The sequence below is a fragment of the Amycolatopsis sp. NBC_01480 genome (genome assembly GCF_036227205.1).
Classification (GTDB): domain Bacteria; phylum Actinomycetota; class Actinomycetes; order Mycobacteriales; family Pseudonocardiaceae; genus Amycolatopsis.
In genome coordinates this window covers 6887749-6913236 of sequence record NZ_CP109442.1, presented here as the reverse complement: position 1 = coordinate 6913236, position 25488 = coordinate 6887749, and the positions used below count along the sequence as shown (strand labels likewise).

The window sequence follows — 25488 nt, the reverse complement described above, 5'->3', positions numbered from 1 at the left end:
GTGAGTGTTCATGACGGTTAGAACCGGCATAGGCACTCACGAGCCCTCTCCCCGGTCCGAGTTAGGAGACCCCCGTGACCGTTGTCGTGCGGATGCTGGCCGGCCGCATCCTCGCCCTGATCCCGCTGCTGCTCGGCGTGATCCTGTTCGTGTTCATCGTGATGCGCTTCTCCCCCGTCGACCCGGCGCTGGCTGCGTTCAACGGGGCGAACGCGACCGCCGCGCAGCTGCAGCAGTTCCGGGCCGACAACGGCCTGCTCGACCCGCTGCCGCTGCAGTACGTGCACTTCGTCTGGCACCTGCTGCAAGGCGACTTCGGCACCAGCGTGATCACCAAGGAGCCGGTCGGGCAGACCATCGCCACCGCGCTGCCGCTCACCGTGCAGCTGACCCTGCTCGGCCTGCTGATCGCGCTGGTCCTGTCGATCGTGCTCGGCGTGACCTCGGCGCTGTTCCGCGACCGCTGGCCGGATCACCTGATCCGGGTGGTCACGCTCGCCGGTCTCGCGGCGCCGGCGTTCTGGATCGCCCTGCTGCTCGTGCAGTGGCTCGCGGTGGGCCAGGGCCTGTTCCCCACCAGTGGTTACGTCAGCCCGGCCGACTCGTTCTCCGGCTGGCTGAACTCGCTGGCGCTGCCCGCGATCTCCCTGTCGCTGCCGGTGGCCGCGCAGCTGACGCGCGTGATCCGCACGTCGATGGTGGAGGAGCTGGACAAGGACTACGTGCGCACCGCGCGCGGCGGCGGCCTGCCGCCGGTGGTCGTGGTGGGCCGCAACGTGCTGCGGAACGCGCTCGTGAACCCGTTGACCGTGCTGGGTTTGCGCGTGGGCTACCTGCTCGGCGGGGCCGTGGTGATCGAGACGATGTTCGCGCTGCCCGGCATGGGGCAGAACATGATCCAGGCCGTGCAGGACGGCGACACCGCCAAGGTGCAGGGCTTCGTCATCACGATCGCCCTGGGCTTCGTGCTGGTGAACCTGATCGTCGACGTCCTGTACCTGATCGCCAACCCGCGGCTGAGGAGCCACTCGTGATGCGCCCGGTGATCCGACCCAACCTGACCGAGCGCCTGTCCCGCCCGGGCATCCGGTTTCGCAGGCTCCCGGCCACCTCGTGGGTCGCGCTCGGCGTGCTGGCGCTGCTGGTGCTCGTCGCGATCCTCGGGACGGTGGTGGCCACGCACAACCCGGACGCGCTCAGCACCGACACCGGCGGCCCGAGCGCCGCGCACTGGTTCGGCACCGACCAGTCCGGCCGGGACGTCTTCTCCCGCCTGGTGGCCGGCACCCGCTGGTCGCTCGCGATCGGGCTCGGCGCCACGCTGCTCGCGCTCCTGACCGGCGTGGTGATCGGCTCGTTCGCGGCGACCTCGGGGCGCCGGACCGACGCCGTGGTGATGCGCGTGCTGGACGTGATCATGGCGTTCCCCGGCATCGCTCTGGCCGCGGTGCTGGTCGCCGTGTTCGGCCACGGCATCCTGGTGCTGATCCTGGCGATCGGCTTCCTGAACATGCCGTCGGTGGCCCGGGTGGTGCGGGCGAACGTGCTCGCGCAGTACGGCGAAGACTACGTGGCCGCCGAGCGCGTGATCGGCGCCAAGCGGCTCTTCATCCTCACCCGGCACATCGCGGTCAACACCGCCGCGCCGATCCTGGTGTACTGCACGGTGACGGTGGCCGACGCGATCGTGTTCGAGGCCTCGCTTTCGTTCATCGGCGCGGGCATCCAGCCGCCGGACCCGTCGTGGGGCTCGGTGCTGGCCGACGGCAAGGACCTGGTGCTGACCGGCGGCTGGTGGGCCACGCTGTTCCCCGGCCTGCTGATCCTGATCACCGTGCTGGCGCTGAACGTGCTGTCCGAGGGCATCTCCGACGCGTGGGCGGCGCCCTCGGGCCGCGGCGCCAAGGCGGGCGCGGTCGCGCAGGAGATCGAGAAAGCCATAGCGGGCACCGAAAACCCCGCCCCCGTGCTGCCGATCGCGGGCCTGCTGGAGGCCGGCGAACGGCTGGCGGCCAAGGCGCGCGACCTGACCGGGCGGCCGGCGGTGCTGGAGGTGAAGAACCTCGCCATCGCGTTCCCCGGACGGCACAACGGGGTGAACGTGGTGGACGACGTGTCCTTCACCGTCCGGGCCGGCGAGGTGCTCGGGCTGATCGGCGAGTCCGGCTGCGGCAAGTCGCTCACCGCGCTGTCCGTCATGGGGCTCCAGCCGGGCACCGCGCGGCTTTCCGGCGAGATCCGGTTCGACGGCGAGGACCTGCTCACCATGAAGCCGGGCACCCGCCGCCGGCACCTCGGCCACGACATCTCGATGGTCTACCAGGACGCGCTCAGCTCGCTGAACCCGGCGATGACGATCCGCGCGCAGCTCAAGCAGTTCACCCGCCGCGGCGGCACGCGCACCCCGGAAGAGCTGCTGGAGCTGGTGAACCTCGACCCCGGACGCACGCTGCGGGCGTACCCGCACGAGTTGTCCGGCGGCCAGCGCCAGCGCGTGCTGATCGCGATGGCGCTCTCCCGCAGCCCGCAGCTGATCGTGGCCGACGAGCCGACCACCGCGCTCGACGTGACCGTGCAGGCGCAGATCATCGCGCTGCTGCTGCGCTTGCAGGAGGAGCTGGGCTTCGCGCTGATCCTGGTCTCGCACGACCTCGCGCTGGTCTCGGACATCGCCGACCGCGTGGTGGTGATGTACGGCGGGCAGGTGGCCGAGACCGGGGCCACCGCGCAGGTGATCGGCTCGCCGCGGCACCACTACACCCGCGGCCTGCTCGGCGCGGTGCTGTCGCTGGAGGAGCACGAGGCCACGCTCACCCAGATCAAGGGCGTGGTCCCGGCGCCCGCGGACTTCCCGCCCGGCTGCCGGTTCGCCGCCCGCTGCCCGGCCGCGCGCGGGCACTGCTTCGAGGTGGCCCCGGAACGGGCCGGGGACAGCGCCGAGCACGTCGTCGCCTGCCATTACCCGGCCGAGCGCACCACACCGGCGATCGCGGAAGGAGCACAGGTATGAGCGCCGGTGTGAGCTTGGTCGAAGTCGACGGTGTGCATGTGGTGCACCGAATCCGCGGAGCCGGCCTGTTCGGGCGCGACAGCGTGTACGCGCTCACCGACGCCAACCTGACCATCTCGGCGGGCGAGACCGTGGGCGTGGTCGGCGAATCCGGCTGCGGCAAGTCCACGCTCGCCAAGGTGCTGGTCGGGCTGCAACGCCCGACCTCGGGAACCGTGCGCTACCAGGGAAAGCCGCTCGCGGAATTGCGCGCGGCCGACGTCGGGCGCCGGGTCGGGATGATCTTCCAGGACCCGGCCACGGCGCTGAACCGGCGGCTGCCGGTGGCGAAGATCCTGCGCGACCCGCTCGACGTGCACCACGTCGGCTCACCCGCCGAGCGGGAGGAACGCGTGCGCGAGCTGATGGGCCTGGTCGGGCTGCCCTCCAGCGTGGCCGACGCCGTGCCCTCGCAGCTGTCCGGCGGGCAGCGCCAGCGCGTCGCGATCGCCCGGGCCCTCGCGCTGGGCCCGGACCTGCTGGTGGCGGACGAGCCGACGTCCGCGCTGGACGTCTCGGTCCGCGCGCAGATCCTGAACCTGCTGATCGACCTGCGCGAGCGGCTCGGGCTGGCGATGGTCTTCGTCTCGCACGACATTCAGACCGTGCGACGGATGAGCGACCGGATCGTCACGATGTACCTCGGCCGCGTCGTCGAGACCGCGCCGGCCGCCGATCTTCCTGACGGCGCAAGGCATCCGTACACCCGGGCGTTGTTCTCGGCCACGCCGAGCCTGCTGCACCCGGTCGAGCCGATCGTCCTGGGTGGACCCGTCCCGTCCGCCACGGCACCGCCGCCGGGCTGCCCGTTCCACACCCGGTGCCCGAAGGCCACCGGCGAGTGCGCGGCAGCGCTGCCGCCGCTCGCCGAAGCCGGCGGGCACGCCTACCGCTGCATCCACCCAGAGACCCTCACCGGAGTGAACGCCTCATGACCGCGAAGAAGTTCGCCGGCATCATCCCGCCCCTGTGCACGCCCTTCAACGACGATTTCACCGTCGACACCGAATCGCTGCGCCGGCACATCGAATTCCAGCTCGACGCGGGCGTGCACGGTGTCTTCGTGCTCGGCTCCTCCGGCGAGGTCGCGTTCATCCCCGACGCCCAGCGCCGCGTGGTCATCGAGACGGCCGTGGACCAGGTCGCCGGCCGCGTGCCGGTGCTGGCGGGCTGTATCGACATGACGACCCAGCGCGTCGCCGAGCACGTGAAGACTGCCGAGGCTGCCGGCGCCGACGCGGTCGTGATCACCGCGCCGTACTACACCCGCACGCACGTGGCCGAGGTCGACCGGCACTTCCGGCTGCTGCACGAGCAGACCGCGCTGCCGATCTTCGCCTACGACATCCCGGTCGCCGTGCACACCAAGCTCGACCGGAATCTGGTGCTCGACCTGGCCGAAGCCGGGGTGCTGGCCGGGCTGAAGGATTCCAGCGGCGACGAGGCGGGCTTCCGCTTCGTGCTCAAGGGCCGTCGTGAGCGCGGGCTCGACCGGTTCTCCGTGTTCACCGGCTCGGAGCTGCTCGTGGACGCGGCGCTCACCCTGGGCGCGGACGGCGCCGTGCCCGGGCTCGGCAACGTCGACCCCGTCGGCTTCGTGCTGATCTACGACCACTGCCGCTCCGGCAACCCGCTCGCCGCGCGCCGTGAGCAGGAACGCCTGCTCACGCTGTTCGGCATCGTGGACGTGGCGCCGCCGAGCCGGATGGGGCGCGGCTCGGCGGCGCTCGGCGCGTTCAAGGCGGCGATGAAGATGCGCGGATTCATCGACAACGCTGTCACGGCGCCGCCACAGCTGCCGCTGAACGACGACGAACTGTTGCGCATCAAGGAGAAGCTCGCGGAAACGGGGTTGCTCTAGATGGTCCCCTTCGACCGGATCCACTACGGGGGCGACTACAACCCCGAGCACTGGTCCTCCGAGGTGTGGGACCAGGACATGAAGCTGATGGCCGAGGCCGGCGTCTCCATGGTGACCCTGGGGATCTACTCCTGGGCGCAGGTGGAGCCGCGGCCCGGCGAGTTCGACTTCGGCTGGTTCGACACCGTGATGGGCAAGCTCGCGGACCACGGCGTCGCGGTCTGCCTGGCGACCATGACCGGGTCGCCGCCGCCGTGGCTGTCGCACCAGTACCCGGAGATCCTGCCGGTCCGCGCGGACGGCACCCGGCTCTCGGCGGGCGCGCGGCAGCAGTTCTGCCCGTCCAGCCAGGTGTTCCGCGAGCACGCGGCCCGGCTCGTCGACCGGCTGGCCACGCGGTACGCCGGGCATCCGGCGCTGGCCCTGTGGCACATCGGCAACGAGTTCGGCTGCCACATCCGCGCCTGTTACTGCGAGGCGTCGGCCGAGCACTTCCGGCACTGGCTCCAGTGCCGGTACTCCACAATGGACTCGTTGAACGCGGCGTGGAGCACCACGTTCTGGTCGCAGCGGTACGAGGACTGGTCGGAGATCGAGCCGCCGCGCGTCGCCCCGACGTTCCCGAACCCCGCGCAGCAGCTGGACTACCACCGGTTCTCCTCCGACGCCTCCCTCGGCTGCTACCTGACCGAGCGCGAGGTGCTCGGCCGCCTGACCCCGGACGTGCCGGTGACCACGAACTTCGTCGGCCTGGTGCAGAAGGCGCTCGACTGGCACACCTGGACGCCGCACGAGGACATCGTCAGCCTCGACTCGTATCCCGATCCGCACGAACCGCGCAGCCATGTCGAGGCGGCGTTCGCGTACGACCTCGTCCGATCCACCAAGGACGGTCAGCCGTGGATGCTGTTGGAGCAGGCGCCGAGCGCGGTGAACTGGCGCCCCCGCAACGGTCCCAAGCCACCGGGGGCCATGCGCCTGGGCAGCTGGCAGGCCGTGGCGCGCGGCGCGGACGCCGTCCTGTTCTTCCAGTGGCGCCAGACCTCCGGCGGCGCCGAGAAGTTCCACTCGGCGATGGTGCCGCACGGCGGCCGCGAGACCCGCACGTTCCGCGAGGTGGCGGACCTGGGCCACGAGCTGGCCGCGCTGCCCGGGCTGGCGGGCAGCCGGGTGCAGGCCGACGTCGCGATCCTGCACGACTGGCCCAGCTGGTGGGCGCTGGAACTGGACTCCCACCCGTCCGACGACCTGCGCCAGCTCGACACCCACCTCGCGCACTACGCGCCGCTGTTCGACGCCGGCATCACCTGCGACGTCGTGCGGCCGACGCGGGAGCTGTCCGGCTACCGGCTCGTGGTGGTACCGAACCTGTACCTGCTGGACGCCGGGGTCGCGGAGAACCTGCGGTCCTATGTGGCCGGAGGCGGGCACCTGGTGGTGTCCTTCTTCTCCGGCATCGTGGACGAGAACGACCGCGCGTACCTCGGCGGCTACCCGGCCCCGTTGCGCGAAGTGCTGGGGCTGCGCGTGGACGAGTTCTGGCCGTTGCCCGAAGGCGGCTCGACAAGCCTTGACACGGCAGGGAAAACGGCGACCGGCACGATCTGGTCCGAGTGGGTGGAGCCCGAGGGCGCCTCGGTGGTCACGACGTTCGGCGACGGCTCGTTGGCGCGCCGCGCCGCGGTGACCCGGCACGAGTTCGGCGACGGCGTCGCCTGGTACCTCGCGACGCGGCCGGACCCGGTGGCCATGCGGGCGCTGTTCGACCGCGTCACCACCGAAGCCGGGGTCACGCCGGTGCTGCCGGGGCTGCCCGACGGCGTGCAGGCGACCGTCCGGGAAACGCCCGGGGGAAGCGCTTACTTGTTCCTGCTCAACCACGGCGCGGAGGCGGTCACCGTGCCACTGCCCGAGCCCGCCCGTGACCTGCTCACCGATCCCGGCCGTCCGCTCGAAGCGGTGCCGCTGGCGCCGCGCGGGGTGGCCGTCCTGACCCGAGGTGAAGGGAAAACCGTCTGATGAGAGTGATAGCCCGCTGGGGGCTGGCCTTCGTCGTGCTGCTGTCCGGGCTGCTGGTGCCCGGCGCGGCGACGGCCGGCGCGCCAGTCACTGCTCCGGTCCCGCAATTCGATCAGCAAGTCCTGTTCAACCCCCACCAGGAAACCGGGTACGCCTGCTTCCGGATCCCGGCGATCGTCCGCAGCACGCACGGCACCCTGCTCGCATTCGCCGAGGGTCGCGTCGACAACTGCGGCGACACCGGCGACATCAACCTGGTGCTCAAGCGCTCGGCCGACGGCGGCAAGACCTGGTCCCCGCTCCAGGTGGTCAACCCCGGCGGCGGCGACACCCACGGCAACCCGGTGCCCATTGTGGACAGCCGCACCGGCCGGATCGTCTTGATCACCACGTACAACAAGGGCCGCGACGACGACAGGGCCTGTGACGTCCCGTGCCCGCGGACCCCGCACTCGCAGTACAGCGACGACGACGGCAAGACCTGGTCCGCGCCCGTCGACATCAGCGCGCAGGCGAAGCTGCCGGCGTGGGATTCGTGGTACGCCTCGGGCCCGGTGCACGGCATCCAGCTGACCAAGGGCCGTCACGCGGGCCGGCTCGTGTTCGGCGTCAACGCCGAGCGCAGTGACGGGACCAACTCGATCGAGAACTACGCCGCTCTGATCTACAGCGACGACCACGGCACCAGCTGGCACGTCGGCGCCGTCGACAGTTATCCGCACCCGGTGGGCGGAACGTACACGCAGAAGCCGTCCGAAGTCAGCGTGGTGGAGCTGCCCGACGGCACGATCTACGCCGGTGGCCGGGAGCAGGGCGGCACCGACGTCGGCAATCGTGACTACGCGTTGAGCCGGGACGGCGGCGAGACGTTCAGCCGGCAGTTCACCACCATCCCCGACCTGGTCACGCCGATGGTGCAGGGCTCACTGCTGCGGCTGCAGCGCCCGGGCGGGGAGCGGATCCTCTTCGCGTCGCCGTCGGACACCGACCGCCGGCGGTGGATGATGATCCGCTCGTCCTACGACAACGGCCGCACCTGGGAGGACGCCGAGCAGGGCACGCGGGTGACCACGGACTGGTCGGGCTATTCCGACCTGGTGCAGCTCAGCGATCAGCGCGACCCGGACGCGAAGATCGGCCTGATGTACGAAGGCGGCGCTGTGGACGCCCGTGACGAGATCCGTTTCGCGCGCTTCGACGAGGCTTACCTCGGGCGTCACCCGGCCGGGCCCAGCACGCCCGACGTCTCCGCGACGCACGCCGACGCGCGGGTCCTCGGCGGCGCCACGGTGACGTCGGGCCGCTTCGGCGGGGCGCTGAAGCTGGACGGGGTCGACGATTTCGTCCGCGTGCCGTACTCGCCGTCGCAGCTGCCGGGCTCGGGTGACTTCACGTTCACCACCTGGTTCCGGTACGGCGCGGTGAAGGATCCGCAGGTGCTGTTCTGGCTGGGCGGCATGGGCACGACGGCGCCGCAGCTGTGGCTGCGCGGCGAACCCGCGTCGCACCGGCTGATCGCCACCATGACCACGGCGGCGGGCACGAAGTCCGTGACGACCGCACAGGCCTACGACGACCAGGCCTGGCACCACGTGGCCCTAGAGCGCACCGGGGGGCGGCTGACGATCCTGGTCGACGGGGTGCAGGTGGCCGACGGGCCGGACTCCCCCGGCTCGGTCAGCCAGACGGTCTCGTTCCAGCTCTGGCTGGGCGCGCGGCTCGACGGCGCTTATCACCTGAATGGCGCGCTGGACGACACGCGGCTCTACCGGCGGGCGCTGACACCGTCCGAAGTGGACTTGGTTCGCCGCGGGGCTGACGTCCGGCCGGGGCCGGTGCTGCAGCTGCCTTTCGACCGGGTTCGGTCGTGAGTGCCTATGACGGTTCTAACCGGGTGGATTCGACCGGTCGTTGCAACGTGCTCTGTTTAGGACAGTAGTGCATTGAGTCGTTCGGCTGATGTGTCGAAGCCGAGTGCCTTGCGGGGGCGGTCGTTGAGTTCGGCGGCCACTTCCGCGAGGTGCTCGGGGCTGTGGATCGAGAGGTTGGTGCCTTTGGGGAAGTACTGGCGGAGCAGCCCGTTGGTGTTCTCGTTGGTGCCGCGTTGCCAGGGTGAGTGCGGGTCGCAGAAGTAGATGTCGAGGTCGGTGGCCAGGGTGATCTCGGCGTGGCGGGCCAGCTCGGTGCCGTGAGCGTGTAGTAGCGGCGCGGCGGCCTGCCGCCGGCCTCATCGACCGACTCCCAACCATCCTCCAGCCAGCCCTCGTCCAACATCTGAGTCAAGCGGGGGTACATCGCGCCGGAGCGAACCCCGGACGCTCTCGACAGCTGGTAGCCCCAGTGCCGATCATCAGGCGTGGCCATGAGCGCGGCGGCGGGACGTCGGCTGTGCTCACTACTAAGCGCGAGAGTCGCCACCGACCACGTGCAGCCACGTGACTTCGCCGGAGTCCGGTAGTTCGCCGAGAGCGCGGGTCTCACGCGCGATCCGCTGCAGGATCTCGTCCCTCGTCCCGCCCCAAGGGACAAAGTCCGGATAGCCTTCGACGAGGTCGCCTGGGACCGCGCCCCGGTCCATGAGATCTCCGATCAACGTCAGCAACGCTGATATCTGCTGCTCCAAGGCTGCACCCTTTCCCGCCATCGCAGACGCCACCGCGGACACCGGCGACATTCCCACCCAGTCCTCCCCGGCATACTCGACCAGGTACTCTACGTCGTCCGCGAACTCGACTGGCGTATTCACTACTTTCCCTCGCTCTCGACGTGATACCGCTTGACATTATTCAAGCCCTCCACGCGGTTGATATCGAGCGTGTCGCCGCCCGAGCCACTGTAGGTCCGGAATGTCACCGACGCTCGCGGATCATCGCTGATAGTCCAGGTTTCCACCGTCCCCTTGGGCGTGTGCGCAACCTTGTCCGGCGGACCCAGCCTTGCGCGGGCAGTGTCCATCATCTTGGCCAGCTCGGACTGGTTGACCACCTTGACACCCCTGTTCTTCCCCCGGTCGCCGCGGATTGAGCCATTGTCATCGGTAACGATGTCGCGGACTGCGGCGGTTCGCTCTTCACGCGTCTTCGCGACTTTCGTCTCGGGCACATGCTCGCCGCCAGCATGTTCTCCTTTGCCGAGCAGGTCCTTGGCGGCTTTACCTGCGCCAAACAGGAGCACACCGCCGACCATCTTCCCGAGGGCGCGATCGCCGTGCCCGTTCGCCCAGTCGTCCCAGGCGACGATGTTCTTGAACGTCTCTACGGGATGCGCGATGTTGTCCGCCATCGCCACGACGGTCTCGGCAGGATCGGAAACCAGCGTCCACAGCCCCTCGCCCGCCCCGGAGAGGGTGTCCCAGATGCCGCCGAAAAAGTTACTGTCTGATTTCTTTTGCGAGTCCTGCGGAGCAAGGGACGCTTCGAGACGAAGTGTCTCCGCGCAGCCGTTTCCTGCGTCCTGAAGCTGCTGCCGTGCCCTTCCGAGCATCTCCCGCGCTTCCTGTCGCTGGGCCTCGCCGGGGTCGGCGAACGCCGGCGGCTGGACCACTGTCGGGTCCCCGTGCTGCTGGTTCGCGCGCGTCTTGGTCCCGGCGTCGGCGACGGCCCGATCATGGGCCGCCTTCGCCTGGGCTGTCGCGGCGTCGCCTTGCTGCCACTTGGCAATCGCCTCCGAAGCCTGGCCTTGAGCCCACGACAAGGTGTTGGCGAAATCTTCGAGCGCCTGGGCAGCGTCCTGGAAGGAATCCGAACCCTCCAGCCAACGCGGCACCTCGGTCTGGTGGTCTTCGTGGAACTTGTCTGACGCCGACCCCGTCCAGCTGCCAGTGTCGATACGTTGCAGCGCCTCTCCGACCGATGTGACGGTGTTCGCGCGCCCCTTCAGCACCCGGACGTTCTCGAAGACCGCGGCGGGGTCGCCGGGGATCAACGCTTTCGGATCCGAGGTCTGGCCGAGTTCGCTCATCAGTAACCAGCCGTCGGTGGATCAGGCGTGACGGCATCCGTGCCCGGATCCACCTTCAACGCGGTCGTATTCGTGTGCTCGACGGCTCGATACGCCTGCGCGGCCTTGCCCAGCAAGTCGCTGAGATCATTTGCGCGGTCACACAAAGCATCCATCCCCACGCTCCATTGCCCGCAGAAATCGGCCAGCGCGTCGTGCACCCCGCCGTGACCGTAAAGCTCCGGCTCGCCGCACAGACCGCGCAACTCGAACTCGTCCTGGCTGTGCCAGAGGTCCTGCATGTTCTTCGACGCGGTTTCCAGGACCTCGATGTCGACATGGAATCCAGGACCGTCCATATGTCTCCCCTCCCCGTCCCGGCCGGATCGGAATCAGGCCGAAACCATCACCCGTTCTACCGGCGTCGTACTCCCGCAAACTCTGCCCACGCGCCGGCGATATCATTAGGCGAAGCCACCCGAGCCAGAACAGGGAACCGGTGCTCGTCGTCCGGATCGAGCATCAAGCCGATCCCCGGCGGCACCAGGCTCAAAAGTTCTGCACCCGTCGCGGAGAAGAAGTAGCCGTCGCCTACGTGTGCGGCAAGCCGATCGGGCGTCGAGAACACCGGCATCCAGAGCCCTCGCGAACCCGTGTCGGTCACGAGCAAACCCGGCTGCTCGCTCCGCCGAGCCCACACCACAGCACTGGCGAAGCCGTCCATGAAATCACCCGGGCCGCGATACCCCTGCCACACCTCCCAGGCAAGGACCGCCAGCGCCGCGTCTGCCTCCCTCTCACTCACAGTTGCCACTATAGGTGACCGCGCGGCTGCAAGATGCGAGATTGGAAGCTGCACAGCGCAACGCTAGATGAGCAGCGCGCTACCGAGAAGCCGAGACAAGGCCCGCCCCTGGGCCGACATCCAAGCCGCATGCCACCGCCGACACACGGCGCTTCTCAGATCCGCGCGGGCGTCTGCAACCGGAAGAACGGATCGGCCACACCCTCAGCGACGCACTGCGGACACCCGTACTCCCGCCAGTCGATCTGCCATGTCTTCATGCTCTCGTCCAGCGGATGCCCCAGCCGACTCGGCGCCGGAGTCACGAACCTGCGCAGCTCGTCATCCCATACGGCATCGCCGTCCATCGGCGGACGCGGACGGCCGAAACCTGCCGACGCTCAAGGCCCCGCTCGCCCCGCCGCCAGGCGCCCCACGTGCAATCCCCGCCACGACCGGCGCGCAGCCATCACCAGCCCAGGCTCGTGGAATCGCTAAATTCTTCCAGGCAAATCATGTAAGATCACGATTCCAGATCATCCATCAGTCGATTCACCAGATGAGCAAAGAATCGTAGCGAAGTTCGATGGTCGCACCATGCGGCCAAGAACCCGGCTGATAGTCGTTCTGCCATTCCGCATTTAAAATGCGGCAGTCATGGCTGTCTCTCACGTCGGCGTCGTGACCACGATCGCAGAGGGCCCCAGCGACTTGCCGGCGGACCGGAGTCCCCGCTGACTGGATCGAGGCGATGCCAGGGTGGAGGAAATGGGAACACAAGACATCGCTGTCCGGCAGATCACAGGCCCGGCAAATCACCCTCGATGTGGGGGCGGCTCTCCTTCCCGAGATCGCGTACACCGCCGTCGTGTCCCCCTGGCCAGGGGTCATGCAGAACCAACGCCAGGGTTACGCCACCCATTCTGACCTGCGTAAACCTTCCACCTGGGGGCTAGCGGCGCGGACACCGGGTTCCGCCACCCGCGCCCGTCCCCCGGTTTACCCAATGAGGTGAGCCCCGGTCCCGGCCCGATCCCGGGCGGCCGTCCGGGAAGCGCGTGCGTTACCCGGACGGGCGGCGTCAAACCTCCACTTTCCGGGGTCACCCTCCGGCGCACCGGAGAGTTGCCATGATCATCCACGCGTCCGACGGTGGTGGTGCTCGACGACGAGCACGCGCACCACCGATCGAGAAAGGACGCGAGAGACATGGCCGGCACCATGCACCCCCAGCAGCTGATGGACACCGCCGTAGTCGATCCCGAGGGACACAAGATCGGCAAGGTGGGGAACGTCTATCTCGCCGACGCGACACGCGAGCCCGAGTGGATCACGGTCAAGACCGGGCTGTTCGGCAGCAAGGAGAGCTTCGTGCCGCTGTCGGGCGCGAACCTGGATGACGACGGCGTCCACGTGAACGTCGCGAAGGACCAGGTCTCCGAGGCACCCCGCATCGACGCCGACGGTCACCTCTCCTCCAGCGAGAGCGCCGAACTCTACCGCCACTACGGCCTGCCGATGCCCCGCACCGCCCCCGACGCGAACGGCGGCCGCGGCACCACCGGCCCGGGCGGCAAGTCCGGCCGCAGCGGCCGCGACGACCGCACGGCCGAGACCGGGATGGCCGCGGCGGGCGGCATGGCCGGCGGAAGGGCGGGAACCGGCATGGACGGCGGCAACCGGATGGCGTCGGACCGCATGGCCGGTGGCCGGGCCCAGTCCGGCCAGGCAGCCCAGTCCGGCCGCTCCGGCGAGCGGGACAAGGCCGCGAAGAGCGGCAAGAACACCGGTGACAACGAGATGATCCGTTCGGAGGAGCGGCTGAACATCGGCACCGAGCAGGTCGAGGCCGGGCACGTCCACCTCCGCAAGTACGTGGTCACCGAGGAGCAGCAGGTCACCGTCCCGGTCAGCCACGAAGAGGTCCGCATCGAGCGCGAGCCGATCACCGACGGCCGCGCCCGCCCGGACGGCCAGCTCGGCGAACAGGAGCAGGACCTCACCTTGCACGCCGAGAAGGCCGTGGTGCACAAGGAAACCGTGCCGGTCGAACGGGTCCGCATGAGCACCGAGACGGTCACCGAAGACCAGACCGTCACCGGCGAGGTGCGCAAGGAACAGTTCGACATCCAGGACGACAGCACGAAGAAGCACCGCAAGTAAGCCCGAAGGCCGACGCGGGGGCCGTGCCCGGTCCAGTGAGGACGGGCGCGGCCCCGCCGCCGTGTCCGAAAACCAGGCCTACAGCGCCCGTTCTCCCTTACCCAGCACCACAATCCCACCAGGACTCACGTGGTAGTGCTCCCGGTCCCGGGTCAGATCAACGCCGATGTGGGCGCCCGGCGGCACGACGACGTTCTTGTCCAGGATCGCGCGGCGGACCACAGCCCCGCGGCCGACCCGGACGCCGTCGAGCAACACCGAACCCTGCACGACAGCACCGTTTTCCACCAGCACGTCCGGCGACAGCACCGAATCGACCACCTGGGCGCCGGAGATGATGCAGCCGTTGCTGATGATCGACTGGTTGGCCGTGCCGCCCTCGACGAACTTCGCCGCGGCGCGCTGGCCCGGGTGGGCCAGGATCGGCCATTTCCGGTTGTACAGGTTGAAGATCGGGTACGTCGAGATCAGGTCGGTGTGGGCGTCGTAGTAGCTGTCGATGGTTCCGACGTCACGCCAGTAGCCGTGGTCGCGCTCGGTCTCGCCGGGGACCTCGTTGCCGTTGAAGTCGTAGACGGCCGCGTCGCCCTTCTCCACCAGTGCCGGGATGATGTCGCGGCCCATGTCGTGTTTGGAGCCGACGTTCTTCGAGTCTTCCTTCAGCGCGTCGATCATCACCTGCGTGGTGAACACGTAGTTGCCCATCGACACGTACGACTCGTCGGGCGAGCCCGGCAGGCCCGGCGGGTCCTGCGGCTTCTCCAGGAACGCGTCGATCTTCGTGCCGTCCTCGGTGTGGATCACGCCGAACGCGCTCGCCTCGGCCCGCGGCACGCGGATGCCGGCCACGGTGACGCCCGCGCCCGAGGCGATGTGCGCGTCCATCATCTGCCGCGGGTCCATCCGGTAGATGTTGTCGGCACCGAACACCGCGATGTAGGCGGGCTGCTCGTCGTAGACCAGGTTCAGGCTCTGGTGGATGGCGTCGGCGCTGCCCTGGAACCAGCGCGGGCCCAGCCGCTGCTGCGCGGGCACCGGCGTCACGTACTCGCCGGTCAGCGACGAGAGCCGCCAAGTAGTGCTGATGTGCCGGTCGAGCGAGTGCGATTTGTACTGGGTGAGCACGCAGATCCGCCGGATGCCGCCGTGCACCAGGCTGGAGAGCACGAAGTCGATCAGGCGGTGCACCCCGCCGAAGGGCACCGCGGGCTTGGCGCGGTCGGCGGTCAGTGGCATCAGCCGCTTGCCTTCGCCGCCCGCCAGGACGATGCCCAGCACGTCGGATCCGTCGATCACGAAACCCTCCCGCACGCCTCGTAGATCGCGACCGTCCGAGCGGCGATCGCGGCCCAGCCGAACTCTCCCACGGCCCTCGCCCGCCCGGCCAGGCCCATCCCGGTGGCACGGGCGGGGTCGGCGACGAGTTCGTTGACCCGCCGGGCCAGTTCCGCCTCGAAGACCGCCGGGTCCGCCTCGTCGTAGTGCACGAGCAGCCCGGTGACCCCGTCGTCGACGACCTCGGGGATGCCTCCGACGTCGCTCGCCACGACGGCCGTGCCGCAGGCCATGGCCTCGAGGTTCACGATGCCGAGCGGCTCGTACACCGACGGGCAGACGAACACCGTCGCGTGCGTGAGCAGCTGGACGACCTCCGGGCGCGGCAGCATCTCCGGGATCCAGTGCACGCCGGTGCGGGTGCGCTGCAGCTCCGCGACGAGCCCGCGGAACTCGGCGTCCAGCTCGGGGGTGTCGGCGCCGCCGGCGCACAGCACCAGCTGCACGTCCTCGGCCAGGTCGAACCCGGCGCGCACCAGGTGCGGCACGCCCTTCTGCCGGGTGATCCGGCCGACGAACAGCGCGTACGGCCGGTCCGGGTCGATGCCGTGCTTGCGCAGCACGTCCTGGCCCGGATCGGGTTGGTAGAGCGAGGTGTCGATGCCGTTGTGCACCACGTGGACGCGCTCCGGGTCCACCGCCGGGTACGCGCGGAGCACGTCCTCGCGCATGCCGCCGCTGACGGCGATGATCGCGTCCGCGGCCTCGTAGGCGTCGCGCTCGATCCAGGACGAAACGCGGTAGCCACCGCCGAGTTGTTCGGCTTTCCACGGCCGCAACGGCTCCAGCGAGTGCGCGGTGATCACGTGCGGGATGCCGTGGGTGAGCTTCGCGAGGTGGCCGCCGAGGTTGGCGTACCAGGTGTGGCTGTGCGCGAGGTCGTGGCCCTGCAGCGCTTCGGCCATCGAGACGGCGATGTCGATCGTCGCGAACGCGGGCTGGCTGTACTCGTGCGGGTCCCGGTGCCCGTGCGCGCCGTCGGGACGGTCCGGGCCCCAGCAGTGGACGTCGAGGTCGACCAGCGACCGCAGTTCCCGGGCGAGGAACTCGACGTGCACCCCCGCTCCCCCGTAGACGTCCGGTGGGTACTCCCGGGTGAGCAGGCCGACCAACATGACCCGACCCTAAACGGCGCGGCACCTTGAGTGCAGTGCGAGGACAAGACGAATCCGTGTCGTGATCGACAACGCCACGAATGCCAGTCAGCGCAACCCGTGCCGTCGCAGCTCCCAGCCCGCGAGGCGGTCGATCACGGCGGGGTCGTGCTTGCGCCAGCCGGCGGTCAGCTCACCCGCCTTCGCCACTCGCGGCAGCGGGCGCGTGACGAGAGCGCGCAACGCGAGCAGGTCGAGACCGTCTTCGCCCTGACTGCGCAGGCGGGCGGCCGCGGTCGCGCCGCGGGTGAACCGCCAGCGCAGCGGCAGCCACGAGACCAGCAGGAACACCACCGGCAGCGCCACCACGAACACCGCCATCCACCACGCGAGGTCGGTGACGGCGTCGATCTGCCAGTGCCCGGCGTCGGCGAGCTTGGTGCCGGCGGCGGAGCCGGTGTGCAGCGCCCCGGCCAGCGCGTCGCCGATCAGCGGGATGCCGCCGGCTTTCCCGGCGGCCGAGTCGAACGTGCTGCGCAGGCCCGAACCCGCGTCGACGAGGCCGTCGCCGGGCGCGCGCATCCGCAGTACCTCGGTGTGCACCTGCACGGCGAGCCACACCGCGGCGGTGGTGAGGCCGAGGGCGAAGAGATCGGCGAGGAGCTGGGCGGCGCGGCGGGCCGGGCGGTCGGCGTAAACCTTCATCGAGGTCCCTTCTCTCGCGAGCCCCGGCGACATACCCGCGCGCGCCCTCGGCGAACCGCCGGTGGAGGGATTACTCCTTGTGCAGCAACGGGTTGACCCGCCGCCCGACGACCACGGTGGCCCCCAGCTCCTCGGACTCCTCGACTCGTGCGCTCAGCCCCGCGCGTTCGACGTCGGCCACCGCTCGGGCCGCCTGGGCCTCGCTCGTCTCGAACAGCACGTGGCCGCCGGGCGCGAGCCAGCCCGGGGCCTGCGTGACCACGCGGCGCAGGACGTCAAGCCCGTCGCCGCCGCCGTCGAGGGCCACCCGCGGCTCGTGCTCGCGCGCCTCGGGCGGAAGCAGGGCGATCTCGCCGGTGGGCACGTACGGGACGTTGGAGATCAGCACCTCCACGCGTCCGCGCAGCTCACTCGGCAACGGCGCGTAGAGGTCGCCCTGGTAGACGTGGCCTGCGACGTTGCGGCGAGCGCACCGGACCGCCGCGGGCTCGATGTCGGTGGCGTGCAGCTCGACCGGCACGGCCGCGGCGACCACCGCGCCGAGCGCCCCGGACCCGCAGCACAGGTCGACGACCACGGCGCCGGGCCGCGCGAACCCGGTGGCCAGCCGCGCGAGCAGCTCGGTCCGGTGCCGCGGGACGAACACCCCCGGCTCCACCACGAACCGCCGCCCGGCGAACTCCGCCCAGCCGAGCACGTGCTCCAGCGGCAGGCCGTCGACGCGGCGCTTGACCATGGCGTTCAGCTCATCGGCCGTGGCGGCGGCCTCGACGAGCAGCTGCGCCTCTTCCTCGGCGAACACGCACCCGGCGGCGCGCAGCTGGAGGACAACGGACTCGGGATCCGGCAAGGGAAAGCCTCTCGGTGACCAGGGAGCACCGCGCTCCCCGCGCCCACCGTCGCACGGACCTGTCACGCGGCGCGCACCTGCCCGGCTCCACCCGACTGTGATTGCGGGGACGCCAGCAGACGCTCTCACTACCCTTCCCAGGTAGTCGCTGGTACTCTGGTACCAGAGAAGGTCACTCGCATCACCCAAGGAGAGTTCGGTCATGGCTGCCGCTACCTCGCCTATCAAGGTAGATGTCGCGACCGATGAACTTGTGTCCCACGCGGCTCACTTCCTGTCGCGCTCGAAGAAGGACATCGTCGATGCTGCTGTGCGCGAATACGTCGACGCTCACCGGGACGAGATCAACGCCGGGATCAAAACCGCGCTCGGCCAACTCAACGGCTCCGATACTGCTGCCATCTCCCTGATGACCGGATTCGACGCTGATGAGCTCGACAACCTCGGCGGCCTGCCGAAATAGCTCAGCACATGGCGGTTGATCATGCCGCCAGAACGTTCTCTAGCATTTCGAATATGACTCAGGCCCCAGTCGATGTACGCCCGACCAAAAGATGCCTTGCCGATCTCGGCCTGCCTTTGCCGGACCTCAGCCATCCCCTCGACGAGATTGACAGCCCGGTCGTCGTCACCGCACAGGCGGTCCCGGCGAAGCGGGACGCAGGCGGAGCCCGGCGGATCTTGTCACTGAGCGATCGTGTGTGGTTCAAGGCCAAGACCGGCGATCAGCGAGCCATCGTCACCCAACTGCATGGTAACGACCTGCCGAACGGGCTTCCGCCGGGTACCGGTGCGTGGTGGATCGGCGCGGCCGGGCACCGTCAGGCGGACAGCCCACAACGTGACTTCTACGAATCGATCCGGCGCGAATGCACCGTTGGCAAGACTGTCTCGACCGTTTGCCTCCTCCCTGGCGACTGGGACTGGAAGCGTGTCACAGCCGAGCAAGCCCTCACCTGGCGACGTGAAATGAAGCGAATGGTGATTCGTCTCATCGCCATGCCTCTCACAACCGGACGTCTCGCCGTAGCCGAGTTCCGGCACCATCGCGTCAAGGCTTATGTCCATGTCAACGACGGACACGAGGCATACTTGGCGATTCTTGCCGAAGGCAGCCCCGACCCGGCCATCTTCGCCCTGCTCCTCGACTGTGTTCCCGGCATCGCGACCGACGCCTGGCAGCCTGAGCCGTCTCCGCTTGCGGCAATGGAGCCCTCACCTGGCGAGATCATCTGGTCGACGCTGTTCCCATCCGAGGTAGCGAGCGCGATTCTCGAGCTCGACGCCGACATCGCTCACTGACCGGCGCGCACCTGAGTCACAATCGCGGGCCCGCGCGCGTCAGAGTGGGGAGAGCACCCGGACCGGAGGAGCACAGTGGACGAGTGGGACCTGGCGGCGCAGCAGTTCGAGACCCACCGCGCGCACCTCAGGGCGGTGGCCTACCGGATGCTGGGCTCGCTGGCCGAGGCGGACGACGCCGTGCAGGAGGCCTGGCTGCGGTTCAGCCGCGCCGGCACCGAGGACGTCGCGAACCTCGGCGGCTGGCTGACCACCGTGGTCAGCCGCGTGTGCCTCGACGTGCTGCGCTCGCGGGCGTCGCGGCGCGAGGAGCCGGCCGGGGACGAGCTGCCGGACCAGGCGGGCGGCACCGATCCCGAGGACGAGGCCGTTTTGGCCGATTCGGTCGGGCTCGCGCTGCTCGTCGTGCTCGACACCCTGACCCCGGCCGAGCGGCTGGCCTTTGTGCTGCACGACATCTTCGCGCTGCCGTTCGAGGAGATCGCGCCGATCGTGGACCGCGCCCCGGCCGCCGCGCGTCAGCTCGCGAGCCGCGCGCGCCGCCGGGTCCGCGGCGGCACCACCGCTTCCGACGCCGGCCTCGACCGACGGCGCCGGGTCGTCAAGGCCTTCCTCGCCGCCGCGCGCGAAGGTGACTTCACCGCACTCGTCGCGGTGCTCGACCCCGACGTCGTGCTGCGCGTGGACGGCGACGACTCCACGATCGTCCACGGCGCCGAGCAGGTGGCGAACGGCGCGCGGCGGTTCTCCGACCGCGCCGCCTTCGCGCGCGCGGCCCTGGTCGACGGCAAGCCCGGCCTCGTCGTCGCCCCGCGGGGCCGGCTGCTGGCGTCGATGGCGTTCACCATCGACGGCGACCGGATCACCGGCATCGAGATCGTCACCGAGCCCGGGCGGCTGGCCGGACTGGTGGTGGCCGTCCTCTGAGGACTCAGCACACGCGGTCCGCGCCGATGGCCACGCCGGCGATCGTGCAGGGCTCGGTGCCGTGGTTGTGCCAGGCGTGCCGGGTGCCGTTCTGCACGACCACGTCACCGGCCCGCAGCACCGTCTGCTCGCCGTCGTCGAGTTCGAGCGTGACCTCGCCCGAGAGGACCAGGACGTAGTCGAGGCTGTCGGTGCGGTGCATCCCCGGGGCGCCGGACTCCATCGCGGCCGTCGCGCCCGGCATCAGCCGCTCCAGCTCGGCCAGGGCGGCGGCCCGGTCGAGCCCGGGCGCCGGCACCGGCTCGCCCGGCTCGACGGTGTTGATCATGAAGCGCGATCCGTTCCGGGGCGGGTAGTACGCCTCGGTGCGGTGCGGCGAGCCGTCGTCCGGAAACGCAGGCCGCTCGTCGCCACCCCACAACCGGTAGACGGCGGCGCCGGGCATCAGCTCGGACGTGATGGGCTCGACCGCGCTGTCGTCGACCACCCGGGCCCGGCCCGCGGAGTCGTGGCCGGTGACCACCCGGCGAATTCTGGTGTGCTCCATCGGATAGCTCCTGACACGTGGATACGGTGGCGTATGGATACGCCACCGTATCCGGCGTCCGCGGACCGGTCAATACGCCCGCGTATCCTCCTGCCCATGGTGAGCAAGCCGCCCCGGCTGTCCGCCCAGGACTGGGCACGGGCCGCACTGCAGGCGATCGCGGACGGCGGGCTGGCCGCGGTCGGGGTCGAGCCGCTGGCCCGGACGCTCGGCGTGACCAAGGGCAGTTTCTACGCGCACTACCGGAACCGGGACGAGCTGATCGCGGCCGCGCTCGCCGAATGGGGGCGGAGCCACGGCGAAGAGAGCCTCGCCGCGTTCGCCGCGATCACCGATCCGGCACAGCGGTTGCGCGACCTGCTCACCGCGGTCGTGCAGGCCGTCCAGCCGCTGGCGCCGTCGGTGCACCTGAGCCTGCTCGGCGACCGGAACGACGCCCGGGTCCAGGACGTGGTCCGACGGGTGAACCGGGCCCGGCTGGAACTGCTGGCCCGGACTTACCGCGAGCTCGGCCTGTCACCGGCCCGGGCGGAGTCCCGGGCGCGGGTCGCCTACGCGGCCATCCTCGGGCTGACGCACCTGGCCCAGACCGATCCGGACGCCCCGCGCGCCGCCGTGCTCGCCGACGAGGCCGCCGCGGTCTTCCTGCCGTGACTTTCCCGCCGCGGCTTTCCCGCCGTGACAACGGGCCGGGGATTGTCCCGGAACCGGGCGTCCGGGCCGGGCCGGAGCGGTAACCTGGCCGGACGCCCGTCCCCGTCTCGTCGGAAGGCGGTGATCCGCTCGTGGCGGCTATCCGGCCCACTGTGACCCGCCGGCGCGAGCTGGCGCACACCAGTGCCCGGTCGCTGCTGATGACGGTGCTCGGCGAGTACGTGCTGCCGCGCCAGGACGCGGTCTGGACCTCCACGCTGGTCGACGTGCTGGCCCTGTTCAAGGTCGAGGAGAAGTCGGCGCGGCAGGCGCTGGCCCGGGCTTCGGGCGAGGGCTGGCTGCAGTCCGAGCGGGCCGGACGGCGCGTGCGCTGGTCGCTGACCCCGCCGGGGCGGCGGCTGCTGACCGAAGGCGCCGAGCGGATCTACAGCTTCGGCCGCGGCCGCGAGGAATGGGACCGCCGCTGGCTCGTGCTGCTGGTGTCCGTGCCGGAGACCCAGCGCGACCTGCGCCACCGCATGCGCACGCGGCTGAGCTGGGCGGGCTTCGGCTCGCCCGCGCCGGGGGTGTGGATCAGCCCGGACACCTCCGCGCAGGCCGAGGCCGCGCGGCTGGTCGGGGACCTGACCGACAGCGGCCAGGCGATGTCGTTCGTCGCCGGCTACGCGGACATCGGCGACGAGCACCAGATGGCCGCGCGCGCCTGGGACCTCAGCGAGCTGGACCGCCACTACGAGCGGTTCATCGACGAGTTCACCGGCCTCGCACCCCGCTCGGGCGAGGCCGTGCTGCTGGCGCAAACCCGCCTGATCCACGAATGGCGCCGCTTCCCGTTCCTCGACCCCGGCCTCCCGCCCGACCTGCTGCCCGAACGCTGGAGCGGCGCCCAGGCAGCAGACCTGTTCCACCGCCGTTACGCCGAATGGCGCACCGAAGCCCAGCGCCACTGGGACACGATCGTCGACGGCGGCGAGGACTGACCCCTGCTAGCTGCGGCTGGGAGTGGTCCCAGATCTTCACCCGCGCCTGAGTCCCAGGCCCGGGTTACCCGCCGTGGTAGCCCGGGCCCGGCTCCGGGGTCACGTTCCCCGTGGTGACCTCCTCGCCGCAGTGGCGGCAGGCCAGATACGGCGAAACCGGTTCACCGCAAGGGTTGTGGCGCAGGACCAACGGCGGGCCGTCCGGAGCCGGGAGGTGGTCGTCGCCCCAGCGCATCAGGATGACCAGGGCCGGGAAGATCGCCTTGCCGGCCGGGGTGAGGCGGTATTCGAAGCGGTCCGGGTCCGTCGCGTACACCACGCGGTCCAGGACTTCCAGCTCCACCAGGCTTTTCAGGCGCGCGGACAGGGTCGGGCGCGGGATGCCGAGGTTGCGCGCGAACTGCGCGTACCGCCGCACGCCGAAAAACGCCTCGCGCAGGATCAGCAGGGTCCAGCGCTCGCCCAGCACCTCCAGCGACCGGCCGACGGATTCGGCGGTGAAGCGGTGGCGCAGCTCGTGTTCCGCGGCCATCACGGCGCCAGCTCACGCAGCAGCGCCCGGCCGGCCGGGTCTTCCGCCGTCGCCGGGACCAGGCCGACGTGGTCCGCGCCGGCCGCGTGGTACTCGGCGATCCGCGCGCGAACCTGCGAGACGTCACCGATCGCGCCGACGGCCGCGGCCAGCTCCGGCGGGACGGCGGCCGCCAGCTCGGCACGCGACGCACCGGACCGCGCCGAAGCCACCAGCGAGCCGTAACCCAGCGACGCGAACATTTCGCCGTAACCCGTCGGGCTCAGGTAGACACTGAGCTGCGCGGCCAGCTGACGTCGCGTGGCCGCGCCAGGGTCGAGCGCCACCGGGATCCACACCGCCAGCCGCGGCGGTGTCCGCCCGGCGGCAGCGGCGTGCGCGTCCACGACCTTCCGCGCCGCCGCGACCCGCGCGGGCGGCACCAGGTTGAGCACGACCTCGTCCGCCACCTCCGCGGCCACCCGGGTCATCGCCGGGCCGAACGCCGCCACCGTGATCGGCAGCTCCGGCACCGGCTGGCGCAGGCGGAACCCGCCGCTGCGGATGTGTTCCCCGGCAACGGAAAGCCGTTGTCCACTCAGGACCGAACGCAGCGCCCCGACCGTCTCGCGCATCCGGCCCGCGGCGTGCTCCCACGGCCGGTCGTGCCAGCGGCCGACGATCACCGGGCTCGAGCCGCCGAGCGCGAGCCCAACCGGCCGCCGCGTCAGCCCCGCCACCGACGAGACGCCGAGCGCCATCGAAACCGGGGTGCGGACGCCGATCGGCAACGGGCCGACGCGCACGCCGATCCGTTCCGTCCGCAGCCCGACGGCCGTCGCCAGCGCGAACGCGTCGAACGTCGCCATCTCGCCGATCCACAGCTCGCCGAAGCCGTTGCGGTCGGCCTCCACGGCGATCTCGACCGCCTCGGCGTCCGGCCGGTCGAGCCAGAACGGCGTCACCACCCCGATTCCGCTCACAGCTGCGCCGTGTCCGCCGGGAGGCCGAGCAGGACCCGGCCGGCCAGCTCGTAGGTGGCGGGGTTGACCTGGAAGTGCGCGGTGGCCGTGTGCGCGTCGCGGAACCGGCGCTGCAACGGCGAAGTCTCGTAGATCGCCGAGCCGCCGCCGAGGTCGTACATCGTCCGCGCGACCTCCGCCGACGTCCGGACGGCATGGGTGCAAGCCAGCCGCAACGCCAGTCGCAGCTCTTCGGCGATCACCGCGGACCCGGCAGCGGCGGCCTGCCAGGCGTCGCCGATGGCGCGGTAGTAGAACTCACGGGCCGCGCGCAGCGAGGCCTCGGCCCCGGCGACGGCGCCCTGCGTGGCCGAGCGCTCGGCGAGCGTGCGCCGCGAACCGCTCGGGTTCTTCGCCCCGGCCAGCTCGACGAGTTCGGTGATGGCGCCGCGGGCGTTGCCGAGCGCCGCCGCGGCGATCGACGCGGCGAAGAACCCGAAGAGCGGGAACCGGTGCAGCGTACCGGCGTTCGCGGGTGGTCCGTCCACAACGGACAGCAGGCGGTGCGCGGGCACGAAGACCTCGTCCGCGCTGGTGTCGTGGCTGCCGGTGCCGCGCAGGCCGGAGGTGTGCCAGGTGTCGTGGACCGTCAGCTCGGCGGTCGGGATCGCGGCGACGACCAGCCGGCCGCCGTCCCCCTCCGGCCGGATGCAGCCGAGGAAGGCCCAGTCCGCGTGCGGCACCCCGCTGCAGAACGACCAGCGCCCGGAAACCGTGACGCCGCCACCGGCCGGGATCGCTTTCCCGCGCGGAGCCCACACCCCGGCGGCGATCGAAGCCGGGTCACCGAAGACCTCTTGGCCGCCTTGCGCGGGCAGGTACGCGCCGAGCAGGCTGCTGGTCGCGGCGATCGAGAGGCACCAGCCGGTCGACGCGTCGCTCTCGGCCACCTTCTCCGCGGCCCGCAGCACCGCCGCCGCGGACGGCTCGGCTCCCCCGAGCGACCTGGGCAGCCCCGTGCGGAACAGGCCCGAAGTCCGGGCCGCCTCGACCACTGCGGGGGCCAGCGCCCGCCGCTGCTCGGTCTCCGCGGCGTGTTCCCCGGCCAGCGCGCCGAGCTTCGCCGCCGCACCCGACAGCTCGTCCTGTGGATCCATGCGACGCCCCCAAACGGTTCAAATTTCTTACCGGTTCATTATTCTTACCGCACCTCGGGCGGCTGTCAACGCCGCCGGTTCAGCCGGGAAAACTCAGGGCACGACGACCACGGGCCACTGCGCGGCGCGGACCAGCCGGTTGGCCACCGAGCCGACCAGCCGGTGGCCGGCCTGCTCGGAAGCGCCCACCACGACCATGTCCGCGCTCTCGTCGATGGCCGCCTGCTGCAGTTCGGGGAAGGCCTCGCCGCGGCGGACCATGAAGGTGATCGGCACGCCCAGCTCGTGGGCCCGGTTGCGCAGTTCCGTGCGCAGCTCCTCGATCTCCTCCTCGAAGGTCTGCTGCTGCATGTCGGCCACGGCGGCCGCGGCCAGCCCGGCCCACACCGACGGCGCCGCGACGTACACGATCACCAGCCGCGCCTTCTGGCGGCGGGCCAGGCCGCCCGCGTACGACGCCGCGCGCAGGCCCGTCTGGGACGTGTCCACGCCGACCAGGATCACCCGCGGGCCGTCGGTTCCCCGCTCGTACGGCCCGGGCTCCCAGCGGGGGCCGTACTCCTCGACCAATTGCTCCACCCGGACATTATGGGACCCGCGGGTGAACCCGTCCGGGCAGCACACTCTGCCCAGGCCCGCAGCGTGATCA

Annotated in this window: 26 protein-coding genes and 1 pseudogene; 12 read left to right on the top strand and 15 right to left on the bottom strand. The window is 70.6% G+C overall.

Annotation, left to right across the window (positions count from 1 at the left end):
- Nucleotides 1–74: 74 nt before the first annotated feature.
- From OG371_RS32955 to OG371_RS32930, 6 genes are read left to right on the top strand one after another with little or no spacing between them, the layout of a single operon-like run.
- Nucleotides 75–1034, top strand: coding sequence for an ABC transporter permease (locus OG371_RS32955; protein ID WP_329059501.1), 960 nt, complete (start codon nucleotides 75–77; stop codon nucleotides 1032–1034).
- The gene (locus OG371_RS32950) at nucleotides 1034–3010 is read left to right on the top strand and encodes a dipeptide/oligopeptide/nickel ABC transporter permease/ATP-binding protein (RefSeq protein ID WP_329073341.1); all 1977 of its coding nucleotides are present in this window, start codon (nucleotides 1034–1036) and stop codon (nucleotides 3008–3010) included. The genes OG371_RS32955 and OG371_RS32950 overlap by 1 nt, the downstream gene beginning before the upstream one ends.
- Nucleotides 3007–3984 carry an ABC transporter ATP-binding protein gene (locus OG371_RS32945; RefSeq protein ID WP_329059499.1) on the top strand — a complete coding sequence of 326 codons (978 nt, stop codon included), beginning with the start codon at nucleotides 3007–3009 and terminating at the stop codon, nucleotides 3982–3984. The genes OG371_RS32950 and OG371_RS32945 overlap by 4 nt, the downstream gene beginning before the upstream one ends.
- Nucleotides 3981–4910 carry a dihydrodipicolinate synthase family protein gene (locus OG371_RS32940; protein WP_329059498.1) on the top strand — a complete coding sequence of 310 codons (930 nt, stop codon included), beginning with the start codon at nucleotides 3981–3983 and terminating at the stop codon, nucleotides 4908–4910. The genes OG371_RS32945 and OG371_RS32940 overlap by 4 nt, the downstream gene beginning before the upstream one ends.
- Entirely contained in the window at nucleotides 4911–6929 is a 2019-nt protein-coding gene (locus OG371_RS32935; RefSeq protein ID WP_329059496.1) for a beta-galactosidase, read from the top strand.
- Nucleotides 6929–8800, top strand: a complete 1872-nt coding sequence (locus tag OG371_RS32930; protein ID WP_329059495.1) for a sialidase family protein — start codon at nucleotides 6929–6931, stop codon at nucleotides 8798–8800. The genes OG371_RS32935 and OG371_RS32930 overlap by 1 nt, the downstream gene beginning before the upstream one ends.
- Before the next feature lie 56 nt (nucleotides 8801–8856).
- Here the strand turns inward: OG371_RS32930 and OG371_RS32925 are convergent.
- The 6 genes and pseudogenes from OG371_RS32925 to OG371_RS32900 form a co-directional block, all read right to left on the bottom strand.
- Nucleotides 8857–9117 (bottom strand): annotated as a pseudogene (locus OG371_RS32925) (IS30 family transposase); the annotation flags it as partial.
- 210 nt (nucleotides 9118–9327) lie between these two features.
- On the bottom strand, nucleotides 9328–9675 hold the full coding sequence (locus OG371_RS32920) for a hypothetical protein (protein WP_329059494.1): 348 nt from the start codon (nucleotides 9673–9675) through the stop codon (nucleotides 9328–9330).
- Complete coding sequence (locus OG371_RS32915; protein WP_329059493.1) at nucleotides 9675–10889, bottom strand: putative T7SS-secreted protein; 1215 nt, start codon at nucleotides 10887–10889, stop codon at nucleotides 9675–9677. The genes OG371_RS32920 and OG371_RS32915 overlap by 1 nt, the downstream gene beginning before the upstream one ends.
- Nucleotides 10889–11227 (bottom strand): hypothetical protein, encoded by a 339-nt coding sequence (locus OG371_RS32910; RefSeq protein WP_329059492.1) that lies wholly within the window; start codon nucleotides 11225–11227, stop codon nucleotides 10889–10891. The genes OG371_RS32915 and OG371_RS32910 overlap by 1 nt, the downstream gene beginning before the upstream one ends.
- A gap of 56 nt (nucleotides 11228–11283) precedes the next feature.
- Nucleotides 11284–11673: an SseB family protein gene (locus tag OG371_RS32905; protein WP_329059490.1), complete on the bottom strand. Its 390-nt coding sequence runs from the start codon at nucleotides 11671–11673 to the stop codon at nucleotides 11284–11286.
- Between the two features lie 155 nt (nucleotides 11674–11828).
- Nucleotides 11829–12020, bottom strand: a complete 192-nt coding sequence (locus OG371_RS32900; protein ID WP_329059488.1) for a hypothetical protein — start codon at nucleotides 12018–12020, stop codon at nucleotides 11829–11831.
- Nucleotides 12021–12861: 841 nt separating this feature from the next.
- Between OG371_RS32900 and OG371_RS32895 the strand changes: the two genes are divergently transcribed.
- Nucleotides 12862–13815, top strand: coding sequence for a PRC and DUF2382 domain-containing protein (locus OG371_RS32895; RefSeq protein WP_329059486.1), 954 nt, complete (start codon nucleotides 12862–12864; stop codon nucleotides 13813–13815).
- 78 nt (nucleotides 13816–13893) lie between these two features.
- Here the strand turns inward: OG371_RS32895 and glgC are convergent, their stop codons facing one another.
- The 4 genes from glgC to OG371_RS32875 form a co-directional block, all read right to left on the bottom strand.
- A complete protein-coding gene (gene glgC, locus OG371_RS32890; protein WP_329059485.1) occupies nucleotides 13894–15111 on the bottom strand; it encodes a glucose-1-phosphate adenylyltransferase in 1218 nt (405 codons plus the stop codon).
- Entirely contained in the window at nucleotides 15108–16265 is a 1158-nt protein-coding gene (glgA, locus tag OG371_RS32885; RefSeq protein WP_329059483.1) for a glycogen synthase, read from the bottom strand. The genes glgC and glgA overlap by 4 nt, the downstream gene beginning before the upstream one ends.
- 87 nt (nucleotides 16266–16352) lie before the next feature.
- A complete protein-coding gene (locus OG371_RS32880; RefSeq protein ID WP_329059482.1) occupies nucleotides 16353–16949 on the bottom strand; it encodes a hypothetical protein in 597 nt (198 codons plus the stop codon).
- A 70-nt stretch (nucleotides 16950–17019) separates the two neighbouring features.
- Nucleotides 17020–17799 (bottom strand): putative protein N(5)-glutamine methyltransferase, encoded by a 780-nt coding sequence (locus tag OG371_RS32875; protein WP_329059480.1) that lies wholly within the window; start codon nucleotides 17797–17799, stop codon nucleotides 17020–17022.
- Nucleotides 17800–18001: 202 nt separating this feature from the next.
- Here OG371_RS32875 and OG371_RS32870 point away from each other — a divergent pair, with 202 nt between their 5' ends.
- The 3 genes from OG371_RS32870 to OG371_RS32860 all read left to right on the top strand — a co-directional run bounded on the left by OG371_RS32870 (nucleotide 18002) and on the right by OG371_RS32860 (nucleotide 20028).
- Nucleotides 18002–18262, top strand: coding sequence for a hypothetical protein (locus OG371_RS32870; RefSeq protein ID WP_329059478.1), 261 nt, complete (start codon nucleotides 18002–18004; stop codon nucleotides 18260–18262).
- A 53-nt stretch (nucleotides 18263–18315) separates the two neighbouring features.
- On the top strand, nucleotides 18316–19101 hold the full coding sequence (locus OG371_RS32865; RefSeq protein WP_329059477.1) for a hypothetical protein: 786 nt from the start codon (nucleotides 18316–18318) through the stop codon (nucleotides 19099–19101).
- A gap of 75 nt (nucleotides 19102–19176) precedes the next feature.
- On the top strand, nucleotides 19177–20028 hold the full coding sequence (locus tag OG371_RS32860; RefSeq protein WP_329059474.1) for a sigma-70 family RNA polymerase sigma factor: 852 nt from the start codon (nucleotides 19177–19179) through the stop codon (nucleotides 20026–20028).
- 4 nt (nucleotides 20029–20032) lie between these two features.
- On the opposite strand, the gene OG371_RS32855 is transcribed toward OG371_RS32860, so the two are convergent.
- On the bottom strand, nucleotides 20033–20575 hold the full coding sequence (locus OG371_RS32855; protein WP_329059472.1) for a cupin domain-containing protein: 543 nt from the start codon (nucleotides 20573–20575) through the stop codon (nucleotides 20033–20035).
- 96 nt (nucleotides 20576–20671) lie between these two features.
- Here OG371_RS32855 and OG371_RS32850 point away from each other — a divergent pair, with 96 nt between their 5' ends.
- Together OG371_RS32850 and OG371_RS32845 are read left to right on the top strand one after the other, a co-directional pair.
- Nucleotides 20672–21229 (top strand): TetR/AcrR family transcriptional regulator, encoded by a 558-nt coding sequence (locus OG371_RS32850; protein ID WP_329059470.1) that lies wholly within the window; start codon nucleotides 20672–20674, stop codon nucleotides 21227–21229.
- Nucleotides 21230–21381: 152 nt separating this feature from the next.
- Nucleotides 21382–22209, top strand: coding sequence for a PaaX family transcriptional regulator (locus tag OG371_RS32845; RefSeq protein ID WP_329059469.1), 828 nt, complete (start codon nucleotides 21382–21384; stop codon nucleotides 22207–22209).
- 64 nt (nucleotides 22210–22273) lie between these two features.
- On the opposite strand, the gene OG371_RS32840 is transcribed toward OG371_RS32845, so the two are convergent.
- The 4 genes from OG371_RS32840 to OG371_RS32825 form a co-directional block, all read right to left on the bottom strand.
- Nucleotides 22274–22741, bottom strand: a complete 468-nt coding sequence (locus tag OG371_RS32840; RefSeq protein WP_329059468.1) for a winged helix-turn-helix transcriptional regulator — start codon at nucleotides 22739–22741, stop codon at nucleotides 22274–22276.
- Nucleotides 22741–23703 carry an LLM class F420-dependent oxidoreductase gene (locus OG371_RS32835; protein WP_329059466.1) on the bottom strand — a complete coding sequence of 321 codons (963 nt, stop codon included), beginning with the start codon at nucleotides 23701–23703 and terminating at the stop codon, nucleotides 22741–22743. Before OG371_RS32835 ends, OG371_RS32840 begins: the two co-directional genes overlap by 1 nt.
- The gene (locus tag OG371_RS32830) at nucleotides 23700–24839 is read right to left on the bottom strand and encodes an acyl-CoA dehydrogenase family protein (protein ID WP_329059465.1); all 1140 of its coding nucleotides are present in this window, start codon (nucleotides 24837–24839) and stop codon (nucleotides 23700–23702) included. Before OG371_RS32830 ends, OG371_RS32835 begins: the two co-directional genes overlap by 4 nt.
- Before the next feature lie 93 nt (nucleotides 24840–24932).
- Complete coding sequence (locus OG371_RS32825) at nucleotides 24933–25418, bottom strand: universal stress protein (RefSeq protein ID WP_329059464.1); 486 nt, start codon at nucleotides 25416–25418, stop codon at nucleotides 24933–24935.
- Nucleotides 25419–25488 lie beyond the last annotated feature (70 nt).

Excerpts from the sequence above, each read along its gene's own strand:
- OG371_RS32950 (WP_329073341.1), top strand. The coding sequence starts at position 1,034 with ATGCGCCCGGTGATCCGACCCAACCTGACCGAGCGCCTGTCCCGCCCG.
- OG371_RS32935 (WP_329059496.1), top strand. The coding sequence starts at position 4,911 with ATGGTCCCCTTCGACCGGATCCACTACGGGGGCGACTACAACCCCGAG.
- glgA (WP_329059483.1), bottom strand. The coding sequence starts at position 16,265 with ATGTTGGTCGGCCTGCTCACCCGGGAGTACCCACCGGACGTCTACGGG.
- OG371_RS32940 (WP_329059498.1), top strand. The coding sequence starts at position 3,981 with ATGACCGCGAAGAAGTTCGCCGGCATCATCCCGCCCCTGTGCACGCCC.
- OG371_RS32880 (WP_329059482.1), bottom strand. The coding sequence starts at position 16,949 with ATGAAGGTTTACGCCGACCGCCCGGCCCGCCGCGCCGCCCAGCTCCTC.
- OG371_RS32900 (WP_329059488.1), bottom strand. The coding sequence starts at position 12,020 with ATGGACGGCGATGCCGTATGGGATGACGAGCTGCGCAGGTTCGTGACT.
- OG371_RS32850 (WP_329059470.1), top strand. The coding sequence starts at position 20,672 with ATGGTGAGCAAGCCGCCCCGGCTGTCCGCCCAGGACTGGGCACGGGCC.
- OG371_RS32915 (WP_329059493.1), bottom strand. The coding sequence starts at position 10,889 with ATGAGCGAACTCGGCCAGACCTCGGATCCGAAAGCGTTGATCCCCGGC.
- OG371_RS32870 (WP_329059478.1), top strand. The coding sequence starts at position 18,002 with ATGGCTGCCGCTACCTCGCCTATCAAGGTAGATGTCGCGACCGATGAA.
- OG371_RS32945 (WP_329059499.1), top strand. The coding sequence starts at position 3,007 with ATGAGCGCCGGTGTGAGCTTGGTCGAAGTCGACGGTGTGCATGTGGTG.
- OG371_RS32930 (WP_329059495.1), top strand. The coding sequence starts at position 6,929 with ATGAGAGTGATAGCCCGCTGGGGGCTGGCCTTCGTCGTGCTGCTGTCC.
- OG371_RS32910 (WP_329059492.1), bottom strand. The coding sequence starts at position 11,227 with ATGGACGGTCCTGGATTCCATGTCGACATCGAGGTCCTGGAAACCGCG.
- OG371_RS32840 (WP_329059468.1), bottom strand. The coding sequence starts at position 22,741 with ATGGCCGCGGAACACGAGCTGCGCCACCGCTTCACCGCCGAATCCGTC.
- OG371_RS32865 (WP_329059477.1), top strand. The coding sequence starts at position 18,316 with ATGACTCAGGCCCCAGTCGATGTACGCCCGACCAAAAGATGCCTTGCC.
- OG371_RS32830 (WP_329059465.1), bottom strand. The coding sequence starts at position 24,839 with ATGGATCCACAGGACGAGCTGTCGGGTGCGGCGGCGAAGCTCGGCGCG.
- OG371_RS32855 (WP_329059472.1), bottom strand. The coding sequence starts at position 20,575 with ATGGAGCACACCAGAATTCGCCGGGTGGTCACCGGCCACGACTCCGCG.
- OG371_RS32895 (WP_329059486.1), top strand. The coding sequence starts at position 12,862 with ATGGCCGGCACCATGCACCCCCAGCAGCTGATGGACACCGCCGTAGTC.